The sequence below is a fragment of the Caulobacter sp. DMC95 genome (assembly GCF_056313785.1).
On sequence record NZ_JBQUZP010000004.1, the window covers coordinates 169,407 to 193,129 of the forward strand.

Annotated in this window: 28 protein-coding genes and 1 pseudogene; 22 read left to right on the top strand and 7 right to left on the bottom strand. The window is 66.4% G+C overall.

From position 1 onward, the window contains the following. Positions 1–54: 54 nt before the first annotated feature. The 4 genes from ACT53N_RS11565 (at position 55) to ACT53N_RS11580 (ending at position 2,162) form a co-directional block, all read left to right on the top strand. Positions 55–474, top strand: coding sequence for a hypothetical protein (locus tag ACT53N_RS11565; RefSeq protein WP_476064031.1), 420 nt, complete (start codon positions 55–57; stop codon positions 472–474). Continuing rightward, positions 471–917 carry a hypothetical protein gene (locus tag ACT53N_RS11570; protein ID WP_476064032.1) on the top strand — a complete coding sequence of 149 codons (447 nt, stop codon included), beginning with the start codon at positions 471–473 and terminating at the stop codon, positions 915–917. The genes ACT53N_RS11565 and ACT53N_RS11570 overlap by 4 nt, the downstream gene beginning before the upstream one ends. Before the next feature lie 109 nt (positions 918–1,026). After that, entirely contained in the window at positions 1,027–1,485 is a 459-nt protein-coding gene (locus ACT53N_RS11575) for a hypothetical protein (RefSeq protein ID WP_476064033.1), read from the top strand. Continuing rightward, the gene (locus ACT53N_RS11580) at positions 1,482–2,162 is read left to right on the top strand and encodes an HTTM domain-containing protein (protein ID WP_476064034.1); all 681 of its coding nucleotides are present in this window, start codon (positions 1,482–1,484) and stop codon (positions 2,160–2,162) included. The genes ACT53N_RS11575 and ACT53N_RS11580 overlap by 4 nt, the downstream gene beginning before the upstream one ends. Here the strand turns inward: ACT53N_RS11580 and ACT53N_RS11585 are convergent. Continuing rightward, on the bottom strand, positions 2,159–3,250 hold the full coding sequence (locus tag ACT53N_RS11585; RefSeq protein WP_476064035.1) for a glycosyltransferase family 4 protein: 1,092 nt from the start codon (positions 3,248–3,250) through the stop codon (positions 2,159–2,161). The genes ACT53N_RS11580 and ACT53N_RS11585 overlap by 4 nt on opposite strands. Continuing rightward, positions 3,250–4,074 carry a UDP-2,3-diacylglucosamine diphosphatase gene (locus ACT53N_RS11590; protein ID WP_476064036.1) on the bottom strand — a complete coding sequence of 275 codons (825 nt, stop codon included), beginning with the start codon at positions 4,072–4,074 and terminating at the stop codon, positions 3,250–3,252. The genes ACT53N_RS11585 and ACT53N_RS11590 overlap by 1 nt, the downstream gene beginning before the upstream one ends. A 262-nt stretch (positions 4,075–4,336) precedes the next feature. Here ACT53N_RS11590 and ACT53N_RS11595 point away from each other — a divergent pair, with 262 nt between their 5' ends. Beyond that, complete coding sequence (locus ACT53N_RS11595) at positions 4,337–4,966, top strand: TetR/AcrR family transcriptional regulator (protein WP_476064037.1); 630 nt, start codon at positions 4,337–4,339, stop codon at positions 4,964–4,966. Positions 4,967–5,020: 54 nt separating this feature from the next. Here ACT53N_RS11595 and ACT53N_RS11600 read toward each other — a convergent pair. From ACT53N_RS11600 to ACT53N_RS11615, 4 genes and pseudogenes are all read right to left on the bottom strand, one after another. After that, positions 5,021–5,179: pseudogene (locus ACT53N_RS11600) on the bottom strand (hypothetical protein); the annotation flags it as partial. Positions 5,180–5,221: 42 nt separating this feature from the next. Then, positions 5,222–5,446, bottom strand: a complete 225-nt coding sequence (locus tag ACT53N_RS11605) for a hypothetical protein (RefSeq protein ID WP_476064038.1) — start codon at positions 5,444–5,446, stop codon at positions 5,222–5,224. A 232-nt stretch (positions 5,447–5,678) separates the two neighbouring features. Then, positions 5,679–5,729, bottom strand: coding sequence for a hypothetical protein (locus ACT53N_RS11610; RefSeq protein WP_476064236.1), 51 nt, complete (start codon positions 5,727–5,729; stop codon positions 5,679–5,681). 643 nt (positions 5,730–6,372) lie between these two features. Next, on the bottom strand, positions 6,373–6,840 hold the full coding sequence (locus tag ACT53N_RS11615) for an Lrp/AsnC family transcriptional regulator (RefSeq protein WP_476064039.1): 468 nt from the start codon (positions 6,838–6,840) through the stop codon (positions 6,373–6,375). 125 nt (positions 6,841–6,965) lie between these two features. Between ACT53N_RS11615 and ACT53N_RS11620 the strand changes: the two genes are divergently transcribed. The 5 genes from ACT53N_RS11620 (at position 6,966) to ACT53N_RS11640 (ending at position 12,888) form a co-directional block, all read left to right on the top strand. After that, complete coding sequence (locus tag ACT53N_RS11620; RefSeq protein WP_476064040.1) at positions 6,966–7,223, top strand: DUF6356 family protein; 258 nt, start codon at positions 6,966–6,968, stop codon at positions 7,221–7,223. Continuing rightward, complete coding sequence (locus ACT53N_RS11625) at positions 7,220–8,221, top strand: putative sulfate exporter family transporter (RefSeq protein ID WP_476064041.1); 1,002 nt, start codon at positions 7,220–7,222, stop codon at positions 8,219–8,221. The genes ACT53N_RS11620 and ACT53N_RS11625 overlap by 4 nt, the downstream gene beginning before the upstream one ends. Before the next feature lie 152 nt (positions 8,222–8,373). After that, positions 8,374–9,825 (top strand): amino acid permease, encoded by a 1,452-nt coding sequence (locus ACT53N_RS11630; protein WP_476064237.1) that lies wholly within the window; start codon positions 8,374–8,376, stop codon positions 9,823–9,825. A gap of 111 nt (positions 9,826–9,936) precedes the next feature. Further along, on the top strand, positions 9,937–11,085 hold the full coding sequence (locus ACT53N_RS11635) for an acyl-CoA dehydrogenase family protein (RefSeq protein ID WP_476064042.1): 1,149 nt from the start codon (positions 9,937–9,939) through the stop codon (positions 11,083–11,085). A gap of 198 nt (positions 11,086–11,283) precedes the next feature. After that, entirely contained in the window at positions 11,284–12,888 is a 1,605-nt protein-coding gene (locus tag ACT53N_RS11640; RefSeq protein ID WP_476064043.1) for a methyl-accepting chemotaxis protein, read from the top strand. A gap of 164 nt (positions 12,889–13,052) precedes the next feature. On the opposite strand, the gene ACT53N_RS11645 is transcribed toward ACT53N_RS11640, so the two are convergent. Beyond that, positions 13,053–13,364, bottom strand: coding sequence for a hypothetical protein (locus ACT53N_RS11645; RefSeq protein WP_310215643.1), 312 nt, complete (start codon positions 13,362–13,364; stop codon positions 13,053–13,055). Between the two features lie 296 nt (positions 13,365–13,660). On the opposite strand from ACT53N_RS11645, the gene ACT53N_RS11650 reads away from it, so the two are divergent. The 12 genes from ACT53N_RS11650 to ACT53N_RS11705 all read left to right on the top strand — a co-directional run bounded on the left by ACT53N_RS11650 (position 13,661) and on the right by ACT53N_RS11705 (position 23,484). Further along, complete coding sequence (locus ACT53N_RS11650; protein ID WP_476064044.1) at positions 13,661–15,682, top strand: methyl-accepting chemotaxis protein; 2,022 nt, start codon at positions 13,661–13,663, stop codon at positions 15,680–15,682. Further along, complete coding sequence (locus ACT53N_RS11655; RefSeq protein WP_476064045.1) at positions 15,682–15,969, top strand: STAS domain-containing protein; 288 nt, start codon at positions 15,682–15,684, stop codon at positions 15,967–15,969. The genes ACT53N_RS11650 and ACT53N_RS11655 overlap by 1 nt, the downstream gene beginning before the upstream one ends. Continuing rightward, positions 15,966–16,331 carry a response regulator gene (locus tag ACT53N_RS11660; protein WP_010918320.1) on the top strand — a complete coding sequence of 122 codons (366 nt, stop codon included), beginning with the start codon at positions 15,966–15,968 and terminating at the stop codon, positions 16,329–16,331. Before ACT53N_RS11655 ends, ACT53N_RS11660 begins: the two co-directional genes overlap by 4 nt. Before the next feature lie 68 nt (positions 16,332–16,399). After that, entirely contained in the window at positions 16,400–18,682 is a 2,283-nt protein-coding gene (locus tag ACT53N_RS11665) for a chemotaxis protein CheA (protein ID WP_476064046.1), read from the top strand. A gap of 3 nt (positions 18,683–18,685) precedes the next feature. Then, positions 18,686–19,153, top strand: coding sequence for a chemotaxis protein CheW (locus ACT53N_RS11670; RefSeq protein WP_310215636.1), 468 nt, complete (start codon positions 18,686–18,688; stop codon positions 19,151–19,153). Next, positions 19,153–20,034 carry a CheR family methyltransferase gene (locus tag ACT53N_RS11675; RefSeq protein WP_476064047.1) on the top strand — a complete coding sequence of 294 codons (882 nt, stop codon included), beginning with the start codon at positions 19,153–19,155 and terminating at the stop codon, positions 20,032–20,034. Before ACT53N_RS11670 ends, ACT53N_RS11675 begins: the two co-directional genes overlap by 1 nt. Further along, complete coding sequence (locus ACT53N_RS11680; RefSeq protein ID WP_476064048.1) at positions 20,034–21,068, top strand: protein-glutamate methylesterase/protein-glutamine glutaminase; 1,035 nt, start codon at positions 20,034–20,036, stop codon at positions 21,066–21,068. Before ACT53N_RS11675 ends, ACT53N_RS11680 begins: the two co-directional genes overlap by 1 nt. A 3-nt stretch (positions 21,069–21,071) precedes the next feature. Next, complete coding sequence (locus tag ACT53N_RS11685; protein WP_019847929.1) at positions 21,072–21,461, top strand: response regulator; 390 nt, start codon at positions 21,072–21,074, stop codon at positions 21,459–21,461. Beyond that, positions 21,458–22,021, top strand: a complete 564-nt coding sequence (locus ACT53N_RS11690; protein ID WP_310215633.1) for a chemotaxis protein CheD — start codon at positions 21,458–21,460, stop codon at positions 22,019–22,021. The genes ACT53N_RS11685 and ACT53N_RS11690 overlap by 4 nt, the downstream gene beginning before the upstream one ends. Before the next feature lie 2 nt (positions 22,022–22,023). Beyond that, positions 22,024–22,407, top strand: a complete 384-nt coding sequence (locus tag ACT53N_RS11695; protein ID WP_476064049.1) for a chemotaxis protein CheU — start codon at positions 22,024–22,026, stop codon at positions 22,405–22,407. 7 nt (positions 22,408–22,414) lie between these two features. Beyond that, positions 22,415–23,017 carry a response regulator gene (locus ACT53N_RS11700; RefSeq protein ID WP_476064050.1) on the top strand — a complete coding sequence of 201 codons (603 nt, stop codon included), beginning with the start codon at positions 22,415–22,417 and terminating at the stop codon, positions 23,015–23,017. Further along, positions 23,014–23,484 (top strand): chemotaxis protein CheE, encoded by a 471-nt coding sequence (locus ACT53N_RS11705; RefSeq protein WP_476064051.1) that lies wholly within the window; start codon positions 23,014–23,016, stop codon positions 23,482–23,484. Before ACT53N_RS11700 ends, ACT53N_RS11705 begins: the two co-directional genes overlap by 4 nt. The last annotated feature ends 239 nt before the right edge of the window (positions 23,485–23,723 follow it).

Below are 23,723 nucleotides of genomic sequence, written 5' to 3' on the forward strand. Positions count from 1 at the left end.
GGGGCTGACTGGATTTCCAGGGAGCAAGCGAGGCGCAAGCCCGTTTGACCTCCCATGAATGCTTTTGCTCTCGCCATGCCGCGCGCCCGCCGCACCGCCGATGATCTCGCCCGCGAGTTCGTCGCGCGCTTTTTGCGCGTGGCGTTGGTGGCGCTTGGCTTGGTGTTCATCGCCGGCGGCGCTCTGATTGCGCCCTTGCCGGGGCCGATGGGCCTGCCGCTGACGGTGATCGGCCTGATGCTGGTGCTGCGGAACTCGTTCAAGGCTCGCAAGCAGTTCGTCCGCTTCCAGCACGCGCACCCCAAGCTTATTTTTCCCCTCCGGCGCTTGCTCCGGCGTGAGCCCGAGGTCATTCCCGTGGCGTGGCAACAGGCGCTGCGCATCGAGCGTATCGTCATGCCGCGCAAGTGGCGGGTGGGCGTGCGCTGGCGCAGGTCGCTGAAACGGCGAGCTCGCAAGACCTCAGGGCGTTGACCGCGACCGTCTCAGCCTTGGATGGCGTCAAGCACAGGGTCCGGCGCCGCGCGCGGCTGGCCCTGCTGCTGCGCGAAGCCGCCGCCCGCGCCTTTCGCTGGGCTGCCATCGGCTTCGGCGCCCTCGTCATCCTGGCCGGCGCGATCCTGACGCCCTTGCCGGGGCATGTGGGCCTGCCGCTGCTGGTGGTCGGCCTGATGATCGTGCTGCGCTACTCGTTCCAGGCCCGCAAGCAGTTCATCCGCTTGCAGCGTCGCCATCCCAAGCTCGTTTTTCCCATCCGCCGCCTGATGCGCCGCGAGCCCGAGGTGCTGCTGGTCGTCTGGCAACAGATGCTACGCACCGAGAAGCTCGTTTTGCGCAAGGCCCGCTGGCGCCTGCTGAAAAGGACCCGCAAGCGGGTGCGCCGCTATGTGGCCCGGAGGACGGCGAAGGCGGGGTAGGGGCGTCTGGCGAGAGGTTGTCCTAGGCGCTTCCGGCGCTGTAGCTTGACCGCGACCGAGGACTTCCGATGTCAGATCGACCCGCCGCCCGCTCTTCAGTCATAGGACTATGACGCCCGCCAGCTTCCTTGCGCCGCTGAAGCTGCTGGCCCCCGCGCTGGTGCCGTCGTGGAACTTCTTCGACGTGATCGCGCCCGCGCCGCGCGTCGAGTACGCCCTGCTGGCCTCGCCCGGCGACACCACGGGGATCTGGCGGGTGTTCAGGCCGCGGCCCCCGCACGTCTCGCTGGCGCGGATGGCGCGGCGGCTGGTCTGGAACCCGCGCTGGAACCAAAACCTGTTCGTGATGAGCTGCGCCGAGCGGCTGGCCGAGGATCGCACGCCCGAGCACAGTGAGGCCGAACTCTTCAAGCGCATCGCTGCGGACCTGGCCGCCGAGCCGCAGGACCCGGCCCGTCCATGGCTGTGCTTTCGCCTGGTGTTCGTTCACCGCGAGGCTGAGGTCCTGACCGAGGAGGTGATGGTCCAGCCCGCGCCGCGGCGGCTGGCGGAGATCGACATCCGATGAGCTTGGAGCTGGCCCGCCGCCTCGTCGAGATCCTGCTGGCCCTGGCGTTGATCCAGCAGAGCCTGGAGCACCTGCGCGGGTTCCGCGACGAGCGGATCCTGTTCTCCGTGCGGATCGGCCTGGCGGTGCTGGTGCTGGCGGGCGTCGCTTCGCCATGGCCGCTGGTGGGGCTGGCGGCGCTGTCGCTGCTGATCCTGCACCGCTTCCAGGGGCCCTATAACGGCGGCAGCGACCGGATGGGCCTTCTGATCCTCTGGTGCCTGACGCTGTCGAGCCTGGCGCCCGCGCCGATGCTGGCCGAGCTGGCCTTCGGCTATCTGGGGGCGCAGCTGACCCTGTCCTATTTCATCTCGGGCTGGGTGAAGGTGGTGAACCCCGACTGGCGCTCGGGCCGGGCGCTGCGGGACGTGTTCCAGTTCTCGGCCTATCCGGTGGCCGAAAGCCTGCGCGGGTTCGCGGAACGACCACAGCTGCTGCGCGCCATGTCCTGGGGCGTGATGGGCTTTGAGCTGGTGTTTCCGCTGACCCTGCTGTGGCCGCCCGCCCTGTGGGTTGGCTTGGTCGTGGCCGGGACCTTCCACCTGGCCAACGCCTGCCTGTTCGGCCTCAACCGCTTCTTCTGGACGTGGCTGAGCGCCTATCCCGCCATCCTGTGGCTGCAGGGGCGGGTCTTTTAGGCGGCTGTCTTCTTGCGCAGGCGCGCGAGGCGCCGCAACCGCCGCCAGAAGCGGGTCTTTTCCGGCTCCGGATACGGCTGCAGGTTGCGGAAGAACTCCTCGGCGCAGGCGCGCCACGAGAAGCGCTCGGCGAACTTGCGGACCACGGTGCGGTCCAACTCCAGGCAGGCCAGGCACGCCTCGCGCAGGCCTTCGGTCTGGCCCGGGGCCAGGACACCGGCGTTGGAGCCAGGGATGATGTCCACCGGACCCGGGGCCGAGAACGCCGCCACCGGCACGCCGGCGGCCATGGCTTCCAGGATGACGAGGCCGAACGTGTCGGTCAGCGACGGGAAGCAGAAGACGTCCGCGCATCCGAAATAGCGCCCCAGTTCGTCGCCGAACTTCGCGCCCAGGAACTTCACCTCGGGATACTTCTCGGCCAGTTCTTCCCGCTGAGGCCCATCGCCGATGACGACCTTGGTGCCCGGCAGATCAAGGCTTGCGAAGGCCTCGATGTTCTTCTCTACGGCCACCCGGCCGACATTGAGGAAGATCGGTCGCGCCAGGCCTTCGAACAGGTCGGGCTCGTCCGGCAGGCGGGGCTTGAAGATGTCGGTGTCGACCCCGCGCGACCAGGGCGAGAGGTTGCGGAAGCCGTGCTTGGCCAGCTCGTCGCGCATGGTCGGCGTGGCCACCATCAGGCGGCCCGACGGCTTGTGGAACCAGCGCATGTAGGTGTAGCCGGCCGCCAAAGGCAGCGGCAGGCGGGCCGAGACATACTCCGGGAACTTGGTGTGGTAGCTGGTCGTGAACGGCAGCTTCCACTCCAGGCAGATGCGGCGCGCGGCCAGGCCGATCGGACCCTCGGTGGCGATGTGGATCGCCTCGGGCTCGAACAGCTTGAAGCGCTCCTGCACCGGCTCGTAGGCGCCGATGGCCAGCTTGATCTCGGGATAGGTGGGCAGCGGGAAGGTCGGAAACTGGTCCGGGCTGACCACATCGACGATGTGGCCCATGGCGCGCAGTTCTTCGGTCACCCGGCTCAGGGTTCGCACCACCCCATTGACCTGGGGCTCCCACGCATCGGTCGCAAGCAGTATTCGCATCAGGCGGCGGCCGGCTCCGGCATCGGCTTGTCAGCGGGCAGGGCGGGCGCACGGTCGATCACCGACCACGAGCGCACCTTGGCCCATTCGACGATCTCGAGGCGGCCGTCGGCGTGCTCGGCCAGGGCCGTGCAGCTTTCCACCCAGTCGCCGTCATTGACGTAGTGGACGCCGTCGATGTCGCGCATCTCGGCCTTGTGGATGTGACCGCAGATCACGCCATCCACGCCCCGACGTCGGGCCTCGTCGGCCACGGCGGCCTCGAAGTTCTCGATGAACTGCAACGCGTTCTTCACCTTGACCTTCAGATAGGCCGAGAAACTCCAGTACCCGAACCCTAGGCGACGCCGCAGGCGATTCACCAAGGTGTTCAGCATGAGGATGGTTCTATAGGACCAATCCCCCAGGAAGGCGAGCCACTTGGCGTGCTGCACCACGCCGTCGAACTCGTCGCCGTGCACGACGAGGTAGCGCTTGCCGTCGGCGGTCTCGTGGATCACGTCGCGGGCCACGACCACGCCGCCGAAGTGGACGCCGCAGAATTCGCGCACGCCGTCGTCGTGGTTGCCGGGCACATAGATCACCTCGGTGCCCTTGCGGGCCATGCGCAGGATCTTCTGCACCACGTCGTTGTGGGTCTGAGGCCAGTGCCAGCCCCCGCGCAGCTTCCAGCCATCGATGATGTCGCCCACGAGATAGAGCTTGTCGCACTCGATATGGCGGATGAAGTCCAGCAAGAGCTCGGCCTGGCAGCCGCGCGTGCCCAGATGCAGGTCGCTGATGAACACGGCGCGATAGTGGCGGACGGCGACGTGGGCGCTCATGGTCGAATCCCCCTCGCGGCCGCTGCAGATCGCTCCGTCCCCGGATCGGCGCGACGGCGGCCGGTGGGTGGCGATTAAGCCGATTGCATGTCGCTTTGATGAAGCCCGCCGGTCGGGCGGCGCCCGGGGCTTCCTCAAGGGTCGCCTGGAAAACGCGCAGTTTCAACCAAACCGTCAAAAACTGCGCCGCGCGTCGGAGCCTTTTGGCGCAAGGGTTCAGCAGCCTGTTGCGGTGCAGCATCGCTCGCACTAGATCAAGCCGATGGACGCCGCCCGCCTCGCCAAGGACACCCGCAAGTCGCAGAAGACGCGCGCGCGGATTCTCGACCGGGCGATGCATCTGTTCGCCGAGATCGGCTACCACGCCGCCACCAACCCGGCCATCGCCGACGCGGCAGGCCTGACGCGCGGCGCGATGCTCTATCACTTTCCCACCCGCGAGGCCCTGGTCGAGGCCGCCGTCGCCCATATCCAGGCCGAGCGCTCAGCCCTGTTCCGCGCCGCCGCCGACAGCCTGCCGTCCGGCGCCGACGTCACTGAGCACGCGATCGACAGCTACTGGGACCTGCTGCACAGCGTCCCCTTCACCGCCTTCGCCGAACTGGAGGCCGCCGGCCGCACCGACCCGGCCATCCACGCGCTGCTGGCCCCCGCGCAGGCCGAGTTCGACCGCGCCCAGGCTGGCGATCACTTCCTGAAGATCCTCCACGCCGGCGCCGGCCCGCGCTTCCAAGCCAGCCGCGACCTCGCCCGCTTCATGCTGGAAGGCCTGGCCCGCACGACGCTGACCTACGACAAGGACGGCCGCAAGGAGCGCCTGCTGGCGGTCATCAAACGCGCCACGCACATGCTGAACCGCAAGGGCGACGTGCAGGATCTGTGGCCGGAGTAGGGGGCGACATCTGTTGTCGTCGCCCGACTGACAGCGGCTCACGACCCTGCGGCTGACGTTGGCGCGAAGCAGAATCCCTCTCCCAAAGGGAGAGGGAGCGGCGGGAGGGTGAGGGGTTAAGATGGGTGACGGCGTACCGGCGCTCCGTCGGACTCCGTAATCCCTCTCCCTAACCTTCTCCCTTTGGGAGAGGTAGCATGGTCCGCCCTCCACCCTTCACCGACATCGCGAGCGTCCGCTTCCAGCGCCGACCCCCTAAGCCGCCCGTCGAGCCGTCCACGGCTTGAACGCTCCAACCCACAGCGCCAGCACCGCGACATAGGTGGCCAACTGCGCCAACGGCGTGACCGGGCCAAGGCTCCAGTGCAGTACGGCGACCAGGGTCACCCAGAGCGGAATGGCGTTGGCGGCGCAGGCCGCCCAAGCCGAGAGTCTTTGGCCATGATCGAATGCGGCGGTGGTGGCGCGGGGCTTGGACATGGTCTCACCCAACCGCTTGGGGCCGCGCGTATCAAACCAGTTCCGCTGAGGGGGGCGTTAGCGCGGCTGAAGGGGCGGTCCAGCGGGTATTGTCGCTCTCAAGACCGTGTCATCCCGGCCGCAGCGCGGAGCGCGGAGCGCCGGGACCCAGGGGGTGACCAAGCGCGGCGCTCTCGCAACCCCTGGGTCCCGGGTCGGCTGCGCCGCCCGGGATGACACGAGCTTATGGGGACTAGCGGGTGTGAACGCTCGGAATTGGCGGAACCGAAGCCAACGAAATCAACGCCTTCTCACTTTTACGCGCCAACTTATCCCCGGCGCTAAATCCTCCCGCACAATCATAGCCATCCTCGTCGCGGGGGAGGGCGTTTGGATCCGGCCCAATACGGCGGCGGGGCTAGGTTGAGCGGGGCCGCGTGGTCTCGAAGCGGTTTCGACCGGGGTCTGTTCGTTGGATAGATCCGGGATCTCGGAAGAAGCCGTGGAGAGACGAGCGCGGAGCGACAGGGCGGTGATCGTACAAGCCGCCTATCGTGGATCGTCGGGCTGGACACGGATGTAGCCGCTCCAGTTGGTCCGCGCCCGTCCGGGGGCTCCTGGGGTCCCGAGCTGAAAGACGCTCACGCCCCCCATCCTCACGGGCAAGAACAACCTGGCGGAGCGGACAGTCGAGCCGAAACGCAAACAAAAACTCACGGTCTCCGGGTTCGCCCGGCTGCTCCGTCGCCTCCCCATGAACTTCAGCGAGCGATCGCGTGAAGCGGCGGACGCACGCCTCTCAAATCCTCCCCCCAGCGGGGGAGGTGTCGGCCCGAAGGGACGACGGAGGGGGAAGAGGCAAGCTCAGCAGGACTTCCCCCTCCGTCCGCTGCGCGGACACCTCCCCCGCTAGGGGGAGGATTTTAGCCCCCCGTCGCCCCCGCCCCTCAGGTCGGTGCGATCGGCAGGGCGGTGGTGAACTTGATCTGCTCCATGGCGAAGCTGGACGAGACGTCGGTCAGCGGGGCGGTGGCGATCAGGCGTTTGTAGAAGCGGTCATAGGCGGCGATGTCCTTGACTACGACCTTGAGGAGATAGTCGACATCGCCGCTCATCCGGTAGAACTCGACCACCTCGGGCAGGGCGCTGGCCCCGGCGGCGAACTGGTTCAGCCAGCCCTCGTCGTGGTGGCCGGTCTTGACGGCGACGAAGACGGTCAGGCCCAGGTCCAGCGCCTCGCGGTCCAGCAGGGCGACGCGGGCGGTGATGACGCCGGCGTCCTGCAACCGGCGCACCCGCTTCCAGCAGGGAGTCTGGCTGAGGCCGACGCGCTCGGCCAGTTCGGCGATGGGGACAGTGGCGTCCTCCTGCAGGATGGCCAGCAGGCGGCGGTCGACTTGATCGAGATCAATCATCTCGAAATCCGATGTCAAAGAGAACGGAATTCTCCATATCGCGGAAATGGTAACCTTTCAAACAATGCCTTTCTCCGAATCCGCGCCATTCTAGAACGCGTCGGTTTCAGCCAGCGGGGGCTTTCATGGACCTGTCGTTCACGCGTCATCCCAAGTCGGTCGGCGAAAGCTATGGCCAGCACATGGGCGTGGCCTGGAGCTTTGGCTTCACCCTGCTGGGCGCGGGCCTGGCCTGTCTGGTCCACGGCCTCCTGCCCTTCGCCTTCGAGCGGACCGGCAGCCAGACCGTGCGCCGCCTGCACGAGCGCCTGTCGAACCGCTGCGCCAAGGCCGACGCCCACTTCGCCGCCGCCCCGATCAACGGCGACGCCGTCCGCGGATGACCGCCGCGGCCCTGCGCCTCAACGCCGTCCGCATCGGGCCGGGTCTGGTGGCCGGCCTGCTGATGGCGGTGCTGGCCAAGCTCCTGTCCCAGAGCCTGCACGTCCCGGCGCCGCTGCTGGCGGTGGTTCTGGGCATGATGCTGGGCGCTCTGGGCCTTCAGGGGCAGCTGGGCGCGGGTCTCGACCTCTTCGCCAAGCCGGGTCTGCGACTGGGCGTGGCCATGATGGGCGCCCAGATCAGCTGGACCGAGTTCGCCGCCCTGGGCGGTCCGGCCGTGCTGGCCAGCGGCGCGGTGGTGATTGGCGGCCTCGGGATCGGAGCCCTGGCCGGCGCCGCGCTGGGTCTGCCGCTGGCCGAGGCCCTGATCGCCGCGGCCGCCTGCTCGATCTGCGGGGCCTCCGCCGCCCTGGCCGCCTCGCAGGCCGCGCCATCCAGCCCCGAGAACCAGCGCACGACGGCGCTGGTCATCGTCGGGGTCAACCTGCTCTCGACCGTCGCCATGCTGGCCTATCCGCCGATGGCCAACGCCCTGGGCCTGACCGCGCACCAGGCCGGCGTGTTCTTCGGCCTGTCGATCCACGATGTCGCCCAGGTCGCCGGGGCCGGGGCCTCGGTGTCGCCGGAGGTGGCGAGCACAGCGGCCCTGGCCAAGCTGTCGCGCATCCTGTGGCTGGGCCCGGCCGTCGTGCTGATCGGGCTGATGCTGACCCGCACCGCCCAAGGCGGCCGGGTCTCCGGCCTGCAAGCCCCGCCGCTGTTCGTGTGGGGCTTCGCCGCGCTGGCCGCCGCCCGCGGCCTCAACCTGATTCCGCCGTCGCTGGTCCCGGCGCTCGGCGCCTGCTCGAGCTTCCTGCTCTTAGCCGGGGTCGGGGCCATCTCGGCCAAGCTCGGCCCCAAGGCCCTGCTGGAGGTCAAACCGCGCCTGGCGATCCTGCTGGTGACGCTGACCGCAGCCGTCGCGATCGTCGCCTACGCCCTGACGAGGATTTTCTTCTAAAAACAAGCCTTGGCTGGGAACGAAACCCGCTCCATGGTCCGCATCGAGAGCCTGTCCGCTTCGGATCTCGATCCGAAGCGGCTAAACAGGCTCGCGACTATTTGCAGAGCATGGCGGACGCCGAAACCGCTGACACTTTCGGCTGCCATGCTCTGGTCGGAGGGACCCGAAAAGTGAGCTTCTGGACGCGCCGAAAGGCCATCGACACCATTACCGCTGGCCATGCGGACAGCCATCAACTGAAGAAGACCCTGAGCTGGCCGCACCTGGTGGCGCTCGGCGTCGGGGCCATCGTCGGCACCGGCATCTACACCCTGACCGGGGTCGGGGCGGGCCTGGCCGGACCGGGGGTGATCCTCTCGTTCCTGATCGCCGGCGCGGTCTGCGCCTGCGCGGCGCTCTGCTACGCTGAGCTGTCGACCATGATCCCGGCCTCGGGCAGCGCCTACACCTACAGCTATGCGGCGATGGGCGAGCCGGTCGCCTGGTTCGTCGGCTGGAGCCTGATCCTCGAATACACCCTGGTCTGCGCGGCGGTCGCCGTCGGCTGGTCGGCCCACGCCCATGGCCTGTTCAAGATGATCGGCTTCCCCGATGCCCTGCTGGCGGGCCCTCACCAGGGCGGACTGATCAACATGCCGGCCGTGTTCATCTCGATGGCGGTGGCGGGCCTCCTGGCCCTGGGCACCCGCGAGAGCGCCACGGTCAACATGGTGTTGGTCTTCGTGAAGATCATCGCCCTGATCGTCTTCGTCGTGCTGTGCCTGCCGGCGTTCAACATCGCCCACTTCACGCCGTTCATGCCCAACGGTTTCCAGGCCCATGTGCCCGAAGGCGCGGCCGCTGACGCCGCCAAGATCGGGGTGATGGCCGCCGCCAGCCTGATCTTCTTCGCCTTCTACGGCTTCGACGCGGTCTCGACCGCCGCCGAGGAGACCAAGAACCCCAAGCGCGACCTGACCATCGGCATCGTCGGCTCGATGGCTGTCTGCACGGCGATCTACATGATCGTCGCCGCCGTCTCGATCGGCGCGTCGCGCACCGAGGTCTTCTCCAAGAGCGAGGCCCCGCTGGTCTTCATCCTGGAGAGCCTGAAGCACGGCAAGATCGCGCAACTGGTCGCCCTGGCCGCTGTGATCGCCCTGCCGACCGTTATCCTGGCCTTCATGTACGGCCAGAGCCGGATCTTCTTCGTGATGGCTCGCGACGGCCTGCTGCCCCGCGCCCTGTCGAAGGTGAACGCCAAGACCGGCACGCCAGTGATGATGACCCTGCTGACCGGCGTGCTGTCGGCGGTGCTGTCGGGCCTCTTGTCGCTGAAGGACATCGCCGAACTGGCCAACGCCGGTACGCTTTGGGCCTTCATCGCCGTCGGGGTCTCGGTGATCGTACTTCGCCTGCGCGAGCCGAACCGCCCCCGGGTGTTCTCGACCCCGCTGTGGCAGGTCGTGGCCCCGGCCGGCGTCCTGGGCTGCCTCTATCTGTTCGTCAGTCTGCCCGGGAAGACCCAGCTCTACTTCCTCTATGCGCACCTTATCGGCGCGGTGATCTATCTGGCCTACGGCATGCGCAAGAGCGTGCTGGCCCAGCAAGAACGGGCGTAAGGGAAGGCTTCCATTCTCGAGGGCCATCGCTACAGTTCCAGGCAAAACAAGCGTTTGACACGACCGTCGCGGTTCCTGCGAGGGTCAAGGTAAGCCCGGGAGATGAAGCGTATGGCCCTCGATCTGGAAACTCGTGAGCAGCTGATCGACACGGTCGCCCGCTTCGTAGCCGAGCGCCTGCGCCCGATCGAAGCCCAGGTGTCCGAGAACGACGCCGTACCCGACGACGTGATCGAGGAGATGAAGGGCCTTGGCCTCTTTGGCCTGACGATCCCGGAAGAGTTCGGCGGTCTCGGGCTTACCATGGAGGAAGAGGCGCTGGTGGCCATCGAGCTGGGCCGCGCCTCGCCGGCCTTCCGCTCGGTGTTCGGCACCAATGTCGGCATCGGCAGCCAGGGTCTCGTGATGTTCGGCAACGCCGAGCAGAAGGCCAAGTGGCTGCCGGGCATCGCCTCGGGCGACGTGATCACCTCGTTCGCCCTGACCGAGCCGGAAGCCGGCTCCGACAGCGCCGCGGTCCAGACCCGCGCCACGCTGGACGGCGATCACTACGTCCTGAACGGCTCCAAGCGCTACATCACCAACGCGGGCAAGGCCTCGCTGTTCACGGTGATGGCCCGGACCAACCCTGACGCCAAGGGCGGGGCGGGAGTCTCGGCCTTCCTGGTGCCGCGCGACCTGCCGGGGCTCACCGTCGGCAAGCCCGAGAAGAAGATGGGCCAGCAGGGCGCCCATATCCACGATGTAACCTTCGACAATGTCCGCGTGCCGGCCTGGAACCGCCTGGGCGCGGAAGGCGAGGGCTTCAAGGTCGCCATGCAGGTGCTGGATCGCGGCCGTCTGCACATCGCCGCCGTCTGCGTCGGCGTGGCCGAGCGCCTGATCGCCGACTGCGTGGCCTATGCTTCGGAACGCAAGCAGTTCGGCCAGCCGATCGCCAGCTTCCAGCTGATCCAGGCGATGATCGCCGACAGCAAGACCGAGGCCCTGGCGGCCAAGGCGCTGGTGCTCGAAACCGCCCGCAAGCGTGACGCCGGGGTCAATGTCACTCTGGAGGCGGCTTCGTCGAAGCTCTTTGCGTCCGAGATGGTCGGCCGGGTGGCGGACCGCGCCGTGCAGGTGTTCGGCGGCGCGGGCTATGTCGCCGACTATGGAATCGAGCGGCTCTATCGCGACGTGCGGATTTTCCGGATCTACGAAGGCACCAGCCAGGTGCAGCAGCTGATCATCGCCCGCGAGACGCTCAAGCGCGGCGGCTGACTGTGACAGCGTGTCGCAGCGCGCTAAACTTCGCCATCAGACCCCGCGCGCATCCTCAATTTCCCTATGAGAAATAGGGGAATACGTCGAATGAATGTTGCTCAACTCAAAAGATCATGCGGCGAGTTGCCGCGCCTATGCCGGGTGAAATTAAACGGCAGTTAAGGATCGAGGCAGAAATTTTTCCCCGCCAGAAGGATGGGGACGGCCATGAGTCAGGACTACGCGATCGGTGAACGGACGGCGTTCATGGGGATCGACGACAAGGCCCGCGGAGCGCTGCGCGACCTGCGGCCGGTGATCCGGGACGAGATCGGCAAGGCGCTCACGAAGTTCTATGGCAAGGTCCGGGCTACTCCCGAGACGCGCAAGTTCTTCAGCGACGACCGACATATGGATGCGGCCAGTTCGCGGCAGCAGACCCACTGGGGCCTGATCGCCGAGGGCCAGTTCAGCGACGACTACGTTCGGGCGGTGCGGGCGATCGGTCAGACCCATGCGCGCATCGGGCTGGAGCCCCGCTGGTACATCGGCGGCTACGCGGTCGTTGGCGATCATCTGGTTCGCGCTGTGATCGACTCGATGTGGCCCAAGGGGTTGATGTCGAAGGGCGGCTCAGATCGTGCGGGGGAAGCGGTTGCGGCCCTGATGAAGGCAATCTTCCTGGATATGGATTTCGCCATCTCGATCTATCTGGAAACCCTGGATAACGAACGGCGGCGCTTGGAAGCCGAGCAGAGCGCGGCTCAGGCGCGACAAGAGCATGTCGTCACGCTCCTGGCTGAGGCGTTGGACCGTCTTGCGGCTGGCGATCTTCTGGCGCGCCTTGATGGCGAGGTCTGCACCGAGTTCCAGAAGCTCAAGGACGACTTCAACCACGCTGTCAGCCTGCTGGATCAGGCCATGTGCGGGGTTGGCGGCGCGACCGAGGGAATCCGCTCCAGCACCGAGGAAATCAGCGTCGCAGCCGATGACCTGTCGCGCCGGACCGAACAGCAGGCCGCCAGCCTGGAGGAGACAGCCGCCGCGTTGGACGAGATCACCGCCACGGTTCGGCGCTCGGCCGCCGGCGCCAAGCAGGCTCAGGAGGTGGTCGCCGGGGCCAAGACGGACGCCGAACGATCCGGCGCGGTCGTCAGTCAAGCCGTCGCCGCCATGGGGGAGATCGAGACCAGCTCCCGCGAGATCGGCAACATCATCGGCGTGATCGACGAGATCGCCTTCCAGACCAACCTTCTGGCGTTGAACGCCGGTGTCGAGGCCGCGCGCGCCGGTGAAGCCGGTCGCGGGTTCGCCGTCGTCGCCCAAGAGGTCCGAGCGCTGGCGCAGCGTTCGGCTGACGCCGCCAAGGAGATCAAGGCGCTTATCAACACCTCGACCCGGCAGGTCGAGGCGGGGGTGGCGCTGGTGGGGCAGACTGGCGACGCGCTACGGGGGATCGTGACTAAGGTCGCTGAGATCGATGAACTAATCGCTCAGATCTCGGTCTCCGCTCAGGAGCAATCGAGCGGCCTGCACGAGGTGAACACCGCCGTGAACCAGATGGACCAGGTCACCCAACAGAACGCCGCCATGGTCGAGCAGACAACGGCGGCGACCCATTCTCTCAAGAGCCAGACTGGCGAACTCGTGAAGCAGGTGGAGACCTTCCAGACATCGGGGCGCCGGCTCTCATCGCAGCCGGCGAGGTCGCCCGCGCCGGTGACGCCTCCGCCTCGCCCCTCGTTGAGCCGACCAGGCGGCGCGCCGCTGTCGCGCGGCGGCGCGGCTGTCGCTCTCAAGGAAGAGTGGGAAGAGTTCTAGGTCAGGCTCCCAGACATCGCTCAAACAGAAAAAGGCCGCGTCGTATTGACGCGGCCTCTTTTCTTGGAGTGTTGCCGCTCGCGCGCCCTCGCCGAACTCCAGAAAGCAAAACGCCCCCGTCGACCAAGTCGACGGGGGCGTCTTTGTTCCGATCGGAAAGATGCTTACGCGCCGCCCGGGAAGCGGAACGGAACTTTCACGGAGCCGGTCTTGGCGCCCATCGGGAGCTTTTCAGCGATGCACATCGCGGCCTTGTCGAAGCCCTTGCCGGCGGCGCTGTTGTCGACGACCTTGCAGTCCGACAGCTTGCCGCCGTCAGCATTGCACTCAAGCATGACTTGCGCGGCGTCGCGCGTGTTGGCGTGTTGCTGCAGGCAACGCGCCATTTGGTCTTCGAAACCACCCGCGGCCGAAGCGACCTGAGCGACAAACAAGCTGCCAGCGATTCCCGCGGCAATAGCGATCGGATATTTCATCCCGCTGCTCCTAGTAATGAATTTACGTCCTGTGGACGACGCGCCAACCGGACGCAGCAGCAAATTGGCAGGCTCGCGTTAAAATAGTCTGAGTCGCTGAGTAATATTCGCGATTTACTTCCAGGTAACCATGTCCTGCTGCTTCGGAGACTCCCGTTACGTCAGGAGATGGCTATAGAATCCGCGTACGTGCAGCTGCGACCAAACGACCACCTGATCCAAAATGGGACGAAAATCGGCCGCTTCCTTTAACCAAGTCAGAGTCTGTTAGTAATCTATCGGGATTATCCCCTTTCATGTTGGCGATCCGTGGGCACGGGGCGCTGGTTGGAGGGGACCTCGCGATGAAACGGATCCGTCTCGTCGATCTACCATTGATCATCAAAATCGGCTTCGCGCCGGCGTTTGCGCTGTTGATGCTGGCCGTGATGGCCGGCGGCGCCATCGTCGTGCAGAAAAGCCAGTCGGCTGCTCTGAAGCAGGTTGTTGAGAGCGACATGCGTCAGAACTTGGAGATCGAACGGATCTCCAAGCGGATCTCGAACATCAATGGCGAGCTGTTCGTCGTGATGACCCACAAGGCGGGTAACATCGAGGTCGACAAGAACGATGCGCGTATGGCCGCCGTTCTGGCGGAGACCGACGCAGTCAAAAAGGATTTGCTGGCGCTGAAGAGCAAGCTGCCGGCCGCCGAGCAGCCGAAGATCGCCGAGTTGATCAAGTCGCTCGAAGAGTGCCGCAGCGCCATCGATACGGTCAGCGGTATGATCGGGGTCGACTTCAACATGGCCGCCGGCTTCATCGCGCCGTTCGAAGAGCAGTACGCCAAGATGACCGGCCAACTGGACCAGGTCGTGGCCGCCGCCAACAAGCGCGTTCAAAGCGAAACGGCCAAGCGGCAGGCTGAAGCCACCGCGGCGATGAGCGTGACCATCATCATGTCGCTGCTCACCCTTGCGGCTGTCGGCGCCCTGGCCTTCCTGACGGTCATGACGACCCGCAAGTCGATCAACGATATCGCTGCTGCGACCGACAAGCTGTCGAAGGGCGACAACAACATCGATCTTGAGAAGCTGACGCGCGGCGATGAGCTGGGCGCCATCGTCACCGCCCTCAAGGTCTTCCGTGACAACCAGCTGCACCTTGAACAGCTGCGCGCTGACCAGGAGAAATCGGCCGCCCTCACGGCTGACGAACGTCGCGCCAAGGAAGCCGCCGCCGCCGCCGCCGCGCAGGAAGCGTCCCTGGTGGTGTCGAACTTGGCCGAGGGCCTGGAAAAGCTGGCCTCGGGCGACCTGACCTTCCGCGTGACCGCCGAGTTCCCCGGCGACTATCGCAAGCTGAAGGACGACTTCAACGCCGCCATGGGCTCGCTGCAGGAGACGATGAAGGTCATCGCCGCCTCGACCGACGGCCTGCGCACCGGCGCTGACGAAATCGCCCACGCGTCCGACGACCTGTCGCGCCGCACCGAGCAACAGGCCGCCAGCCTGGAAGAAACCGCCGCCGCCCTCGATGAGCTGACCGCCACGGTGCGCCGCACCGCCGCGGGCGCTCGCCAAGCCTCCGACGTCGTGTCGACGACCCGTGGCGAAGCGACGCATAGCGGTCAGGTCGTGCACCAGGCAGTCTCTGCTATGGGCGAGATCGAGAAGAGCTCGGGCCAGATCAGCCAGATCATCGGGGTCATCGACGAGATCGCTTTCCAGACCAACCTCCTGGCTCTGAACGCCGGCGTCGAAGCCGCCCGTGCGGGCGAGGCTGGACGTGGTTTCGCGGTGGTCGCTCAGGAAGTTCGGGCCTTGGCCCAGCGTTCCGCCGAAGCGGCCAAGGAAATCAAGGCGCTGATCTCCAGCTCGACCCAGCAAGTCAGCCAAGGCGTGAGCCTGGTCGGTCAGACGGGCGAGGCGCTGCAGCGGATCGTCACCAAGGTCGGCGAGATCGATGCGCTGGTCACCGAAATCGCGGCCTCGGCCGCAGAGCAGGCGACCGGCCTGAACGAGGTGAACACCGCCGTGAACCAGATGGACCAGGTCACCCAGCAGAACGCCGCCATGGTCGAGCAATCGACCGCCGCGACGCACTCGCTGAAGGGCGAAACCGCCGAGCTGGTCCGCCTGATGGCCCGCTTCCAGGTGGGATCGGGGTCATCGTCCTACGCTCGTCCGGCTGTCGCCGATGCGGGGCACCATGCGCCCGCGCGCAATCCGGTGGCCGAGCAGCAGGCGCGCCTGAACAGCTTCGCCCGTCCGGGCCGGAGCAGCGGTTCGGCCGCAGTCGCTCAGGCCCCCGCCGCTGATGGTTGGGAGGAATTCTGATGGCCGCCGCGATTTCGCTGCCTGAAAATCTTGATCTCAAGGCCGCGGCCCCTCTGAAGGCGGCCTTCCTCGAGCGTCGCGGCGCCGAGATCATCATCGAAGCCGATCAGGTTCGCCGCCTCGGCGGGTTGTGCCTGCAAGTGTTGCTGGCCGCCCGCAAGGCCTGGGACCAGGACGGCCATCCCTTTTCCATCAAGGGGCCTTCAGAGGCCTTCGTCGAAACCACCCGTCTGTTTGGCGCCGCAGGGGCGCTCCTTTCGGCGGAATTCCAAGGAGCTGAATCGTGACGCGTACGGTTCTTACGGTCGATGATTCCCGGACGATGCGGGACATGCTGCGCATGGCTCTCGCCGGCGCCGGCTTCAATGTAGTCGAGGCGGTCGACGGCGAGCATGGTCTCGAAGTCCTCTCCGCCCACCGTCCCGATGTGATCATCACGGACATCAACATGCCCAAGCTGGATGGCTTCGGCTTCATCGAAGCGGTGCGCGTCGACGACGACTACCGCGCGATCCCGATCCTTGTCCTGACGACGGAGAGCGACCCCGCCAAAAAGCAGCGGGCTCGCGAAGCCGGCGCGACGGGCTGGATCGTCAAGCCGTTCAATCCGGAAAAGCTCGTCGACGCGATCCGTCGCGTGGCCGCCTGATCCAGAACGCAGTTCCAAGACCCTGCTTTTGACTACCCGTTGCTAGACGCGAATTAGGACTTACGGGAATGGACGAGCTAGAGGCCATTAAGGTCACCTTCTTCCAGGAGTGCGAGGAACTGCTCGCCGACCTCGAAGGCGGTCTCCTAGCCATGGAAGAAGGGGCCGGCGACCTCGAGACGGTCAACGCCGTGTTCCGCGCCGTCCATTCCATCAAGGGCGGCGCTGGGGCTTTCGGCCTCGAGCCGCTCGTGCGTTTCGCCCACGTCTTCGAGACCTTGCTGGACGCCGTACGCGCCGGCTCGGTGCCGAACACGGTCGAGCTCGCCGCGGTTCTCCTGCGCGCATCAGACATCCTGGCCGACCACGTCAGCGCCGCACGCGGCCTGGGCGATGTCGACATGGCCGCTTCGGCCGCCATGGCCGCCGAGCTGGAGCAATGGACCGATCCCAACGCGGCGCCGGCGGCCCCTGCGCCGGTCGCCGAGCCCGCTGTCGCCGAAGACACCGCGCCGGTCGTCATCGGGGCCGATGACGATGCGATGGACGAAGACGATCTGGGCTTCGTCTTTGTGCCGCAGACCATCACCGTCGAAGCACAGGCGGCCGACGCCGAGCTGGTTCCGTCGAACGTCTGGACGGTGTCGATCCGTCCGAAGTCGGACCTCTATCGCAAGGCGAACGAGACCGCGCTCCTGCTGCGCGAACTCAGCCGCCTGGGGCCAATCAAGGCGACGCTCGACGACAGCGCGCTTCCGACCTTGCAGGACCTGGATCCTGAAGCCGCTTTCGTCACGTGGAGCGTGCGCCTCGAGACCGAGCAGGACGAGACCGCTATTCGCGAGGTCTTTGAGTTCGTCGACGGTGATTGCGACCTGGAGATCACCCGAGGCGAGGGCTCCGTCGAAGCGGCTATCGCCACCTTGACCGCTCCCGCCGAGACTATCGCCACTGTCGAGCCTATCGCTCCGGCGCCTGAGGCTGTCGAAGTCGCTTCGCCGATCGCCCCGCCCGTCGCCGCCCCGGTGGCCGAAGTCGCGCCGGCCCCCGAGGCCGCCAAGCCGGCCTCCGCTGCGCCGGCGGCTGCGGCCGCAGCCGCGCCCAAGGCGACCCCGGTCGAAGTGCCTGGTCCTGGCCAATCGGTTATCCGGGTCGATCCCGAGCGTATCGACCGCCTGATCGACCTCGTCGGCGAGTTGGTCATCAATCAGGCCATGCTGGCGCAGCGCGTCGGCGAGTACGGCATCGCGCCTTCTTCCAACCTGGCCATGGGTCTCGACGAGCTGGAACAGCTGACGCGCGAGATCCAGGACAGCGTCATGGCCATCCGCGCCCAGCCGGTGAAGTCGGTGTTCCAGCGCATGCCGCGTCTGGTTCGCGAAGTCGCCAACATGACGGGCAAGCAGGCCCGCCTGGTGATGGATGGTGAGAACACCGAGGTCGACAAGACGGTCATCGAGCGTCTGTCCGACCCGATCACCCACATGCTGCGCAACGCCATCGACCACGGGCTGGAAAGCCCCGAGGAGCGCAAGGCGGCCGGCAAGAATCCCGAGGGCGTCGTTCGCCTGGCGGCCCTGCACCGCAGCGGCCGGATCGTCATCGAGGTGTCGGACGACGGCAAGGGCATCAACCGCGAGCGCGTCTTTGGCATCGCCGTCAAGAAGGGCCTCATCGCGCCCGATCTGCAGCTGACCGACGAAGAGATCGACAACCTGATCTTCCTGCCCGGCTTCTCGACCGCCGAGAAGATCTCGGACGTGTCGGGTCGCGGAGTCGGCATGGACGTGGTCAAGCGCTCGGTTCAGGCCCTGGGCGGCCGCATCTCGATCTCATCGCGCCCGGGCCAGGGCTCGACCTTCACGCTCAGCCTGCCGCTGACGCTCGCCGTGCTGGACGGCATGGTGGTCGATGTCGCCGGCGAGACCCTGGTCGTGCCGTTGGCCGCGATTGTCGAAAGCCTGCGTCCGAAGCCTGAAGAAGTTCGTCCGCTGGGCCCGGTGGGCTCGGTGCTGGCCGTCCGCGACAGCTTCGTGCCGCTGATCGATGTGGGCCTGACGCTGGGCTATCGCGAGGAAAGCCCGCATCCCACCGACGGCGTCGTGCTGCTGGTCGAGGGCGAGGACGGCTCGCGCGCCGCCTTGGTGGCCGACGCCATCCATGGCCAGCGCCAGGTGGTCATCAAGTCGCTTGAACAGAACTACCAGCAGGTCGAGGGCGTGGCCGCCGCGACGATCCTGGGCGATGGCCGCGTGGCCCTCATCCTGGATGTCGACGCCACGATCAACCTGCGCCGTCGCGAGGGTGGCGCGCCGCGTCCCCCTGAGCCCAGCCTCATCGCCGCGGAGTAAGTCATGACGGATCATGCCACCGCCACCAGCGCCGACCGCCGCGAACTGATCTCCTTCCGCGTGGGCGAGCAGGAGTACTGCGTCGACATCATGGCTGTGCGCGAAATCCGGGGCTGGAGCCCCGCGACGACGCTGCCGCAGTCCCCTGGCTATATGCGCGGCGTCATCAACCTGCGCGGCGCGGTCCTGCCCATCATGGATCTGGCGTGCCGCCTCGGCATGCCGGTGATCGAACCGACGGTTCGCAGCGTCTTCATCGTCGTCAAGGCGGGGGATCGCACGGTCGGTCTCCTGGTCGACGCGGTGTCCGACATCCTGTCGATCAACGACGACATGATCCAGCCGACGCCCGACGTCGCCTGTGACGCCGTCCGCAGCTTTGTCCGCGGGATTATCTCGGTCGAGGGACGCATGATCAGCGAAATCTCTCTGGACCGTATTCTGCCTGAACGGGAGGCGTTGGCCGCCTGATGTCCACTGTCGCCGCACACTCTTCGGACCGCCGCGAGGCCATCGTCGATGGCGAGTTCGCGTTCACGAACCAGGATTTCAAACGTATCGCCGCGTTGCTCTATGACCTGGCCGGCATCAGCCTGCCGGACAGCAAGGCGACGCTGGTCTACTCGCGTCTCGCCAAGCGCCTGCGCGCGCTGGGACTGCGTTCGTTCAGCGAGTACTGCGCCTTTGTCGCCAGCGACAAGGGTCACGACGAGAGCCAGGAGATGCTTCGGGCGCTGACCACGAACGTCACGCGCTTCTTTCGTGAGCCGCACCATTTCGACGACCTGCGCGCCAACGTGCTGGAGCCGGTCGCTGACAAGGTTCGCGCCGGGGGGCGTCTGCGCCTGTGGTCGGCCGCCAGCTCCTCGGGGCAGGAACCCTACTCGATGGCGTTCACCGTGCTGTCGGTCTGGCCGAACGCTGCGGACCTCGATATCCGGATCCTGGGCACGGACATCGACACCAATGTTCTCGCTACCGGTCGGGCGGCCGTCTACGACGAAAGTCTTCTGGAGGGCATCCCAGCCGCCGCGCGTAGCCAGTACTTCGAGCGCGATCCTGGCGATCGGCGAAACTGGCGCGTCTGCGACGCCGCGCGAAGCCTCGTTGCGTTCCGCGAACTAAATCTCAACGGTCCGTCCTGGCCAATGAAAGGCCCGTTCGACGCCATTTTCTGCCGGAATGTCGTGATCTACTTTGATGAACCTACTCAGGAACGTGTCTGGAACCGGTTCGCGCCGCTCGTCGCGCCGGGTGGCCGCCTCTATGTGGGCCACTCTGAACGCGTCGGTGCGTCTGTGACCGCGTTTGAAAGCTGCGGTCTGACCGCCTACCGGAAGGTGGGGCGCTAATGGCCAGGATTCGTGTTCTTGTCGTCGATGACTCCGCCACGATGCGGAGCCTGATTTCGGCGGCCCTCAATCGTGACCCGGATATCGAGGTGGTCGGCGGCGCCGGCGACCCGTTCGAGGCGCGGGGCATGATCAAGGCCCTGAACCCTGACGTCGTCACGCTCGACATCGAGATGCCGAACATGAACGGCATCGACTTCCTCGAGAAGATCATGCGCCTGCGGCCTATGCCGGTCGTCATGGTCTCGACCCTGACCCAGGCCGGCGCCGAGATGACGCTGCGCGCCTTGGAACTGGGCGCTGTGGACTGCGTGGGCAAGCCCGCTGACGCCACCGGCACCCAGGAAGCCCTGGCCGAGATCGTCGCAAAGGTGAAGATCGCCGCGCGCGCCTCGGTTCGCACCAACGCCGGCGCGGCGCCGACCAGCGCGCCCTCGCGGCGCAAGGACTTCATGCCGTCGGGCGACATCGTTGCGATCGGCTCTTCGACGGGCGGGGTTGAGGCCCTGCTGTCGATCCTGCAGCTGTTCCCCGACACCTGTCCGCCGACTGTCATCACCCAGCACATGCCGGCCACGTTCACCGCCAGCTTCGCGGCTCGCCTCGACCGTTCCAGCGGCGCCAAGGTGCAGGAAGCCACGGACGGCGCCCTGCTGGAGCCGGGCAAGGTGTATGTGGCGCCCGGCGGCGCGACGCACCTGGAGGTCGTACGTTCGGCCGGCCTGCGTTGCCGCCTCGTCGCCGGCGACCCGGTCAGCGGACACCGTCCCTCCGTGGACGTTCTGTTCAACTCGGTGGCCAACGCCGTCGGCGACAAGGCGGTCGGGGTGATCCTGACCGGCATGGGCCGCGATGGCGCTCAGGGCCTTCTGGCCATGCGCAAGGCCGGCGCCAAGACGCTGGGCCAGGACGAAGCAAGCTGCGTCGTCTACGGCATGCCCCGTTCCGCTTTCGAAATTGGCGCCGTGGAGAAGCAGGTCAGCCTGTCCTCCATGGGCCAGTCCATCCTCGATTTGGCCTCAGCGAGGCGATAGACCATGCCCCAAGCAAGCTCCATCTCCGTTCTGGTGGTCGACGACCAGCTCACCATGCGGGCCTTGATCCGGAATGCTCTTCAGCAGATCGGCTTCAAGGACATCCGTGAGGCGCCTGATGGTGAGGAGGCTCTCAAGAACCTCCTGGCCAAGCCTGCGAACCTCGTCATCTCGGACTTCAACATGCCGAAGATGGACGGCCTGGCGCTGTTGCGCGCGGTCCGCTCGCACCCGCCGATCCGACAGACCGCCTTCGTGATGCTGACCGGGCGCGCCGACCGCGAACTTGTTCAGCGCGCCGTGCAGTTCGGCGTGAACAACTACTGCGTGAAGCCCTTCACGGTCCAAGGCCTGAAGGAAAAAATCGAGCAAGTGTTCGGGCAGCTGACATGACGGCATTCCATCACGACGATCCGGAACGCGCGATCAAGGTCCACGTCACGCAGGGCGAAAGCCATGTGTCGACCGACCCCAACGTGGTCATGACCACGGTGCTGGGCTCCTGTATCGCGGCCTGCATCCGCGACCCGCAGAACGGCGTCGGCGGCATGAACCACTTCCTGTTGCCGGACTCCGGCGACGGACGTCGTGACGGCGATGCTGTCCGCTACGGCGCCTATGCGATGGAAGTCCTCATCAACGACCTCCTGAAGCGCGGCGCTCGTCGCGAGCGTCTCGAGGCCAAGATCTTTGGCGGCGCCAAGCTGTTCGACGGTCTGTCGGACGTGGGCGCCAGCAACGCCGCCTTCGCCGAGCGCTTCCTGCGCGACGAAGGCATTCCGATCGTCTCGTCCAGCACCGGCGGCGTCTCGGCGCGTCGTGTCGAGTTCTGGCCCGCCTCCGGACGCGTTCGTCAGCGTCTGGTCGCCGTCGACAACGCGCCGCAGGACGTCCGGCGTCCGACTCCTCCGCCGATGCCGGCGGTGGCGAGCGGCGACGTGGATCTGTTCTAGGCATGGCGGCCATTCCGCTCCAGGCCAACGCGACCACCACACCGGAAGAGCTTCTTCCGGTGGGCGAGCTGTCGCGACGCCTGGCGGCGGAGCTGGCTTCGGCCGCCGCCATCTGCCAGGACTGCGAGCACATTGTCGGCGATCTGGCGCAGGGCGGCGCGGCCTTGCCGAACCTCACCAGACTCCAGGCGCTAGACGAGCTGAGCCAGCGCCTGCATGGCCTCTCGGCCGTGCTTCAGCGCATTGGCCAGCATGCGTCCGGCGAGTGGAGCATGTCGATTGATCCGCTGCTGGAGGGGCTTGGCCTTTCCGACCTCGTAGTACGCCTACGCGCGAGCGAGGAGGCCGACCGGAAAGCCGAGGCCGGCGAGCTGGACTTCTTCTAGGGCGCCGATGTCAGACGCCCTTCTCCCCTCGACCCGGATCAATCTCGAGCGGGCGACAGTGCTCGTGCTGGACGACAACGGACCCTCCCTGGACATCCTGTCTCAGGTGGTTTCCGGCTTCGGCGTCAAGCAACTGCATCGCGCCGAGACCGTCGCGGACGCCCAGAGTCTGATCAAGACAAAGACCTTCGATCTGATCATCAGCGACGTGCAGATGCCCGTCACCGATGGCATCGAGTTCATCGAATGGCTGAGGCGCGAGGGCGGGGAAACCAATCGTTTCATTCCCGTCATTCTCGTGACCGGACATACGCGCACCTCCCAGATCTTCAAGATCCGGGACGCGGGCGCCAACTACGTGGTGGCCAAGCCCATTACGCCCAAGGTGTTGCTCGAGCGGGTCTTCTGGGTGGCGCGCGAAGATCGCGCGTTTATCGAGTGCCCGAGCTTCATCGGTCCTGACCGACGATTCAAACATATGGGTCCGCCTCCGGGGACGGATGGTAGACGCAAGGACGACCTTCCGGCGGAGGTGGGCGAGGCGCAGACGCCCAACCTGTCCGACGATGAAATCAGCAATATGATGCGCCCAGCGAAGGTGCAGATATGACAGTCCGCAAATTCAAACCACCGAACCGCCTGGCCAAGATGATCAAGGAGCGGGGGGGCTTGCTCGCTCAGGACGCCATCGCGGCGGCCGAGGCGGGCGTGGAGTCGCTTCGGGAGGCGTCCCTAGCGGCCCTGGACGAGACCCTGACCGAGATCGAGGCCAGGTTCGGCAAGGGCGCCGAAAGCCGGGAAGCCGAGTCGTTCGAGGCTCTCTACGTTCTCGCGTCGCGCATCATCGACGTCAGCGCCTTCGTCGCCGGAACGGGTCTGGATCGCGCCGCCATGTCCCTGTGCGGGTTGGCGGACAACTGCGCCGAAGCCGGCGTCTGGCGCTGGGACGCGGTCGATGTGCACCTGAACGCCTTGAAGCTCTTGCGAGGCGTTGGGGCCAGTCTGCCTGCGGCGCAGCGCGACTCCATGCTCCAGGGCCTCTACAAGGTCAGCCATTTCCGTCCCGACGAGAGCTGAGCCGCGCCGCAGCGGCCGCGCCGATTGTGTCGGAAACGCAACGGGCCGCAGAGTCTCTTAGCTTATGACCGCATTGTGGCCTTGTGGGCCGGCTCAGCCTTTGTTAGCACTCTGATACCGGTGTCAAAAACCCAGAGAGGTTTGTGACACCGGTAGCAAAAACGAAGGCTTCAAGGCCGGGGGCGGTTTCGCGGGAAGGACGCGGAGCCGATACGAAGGCCAAGGCGGCGGCTACGCCG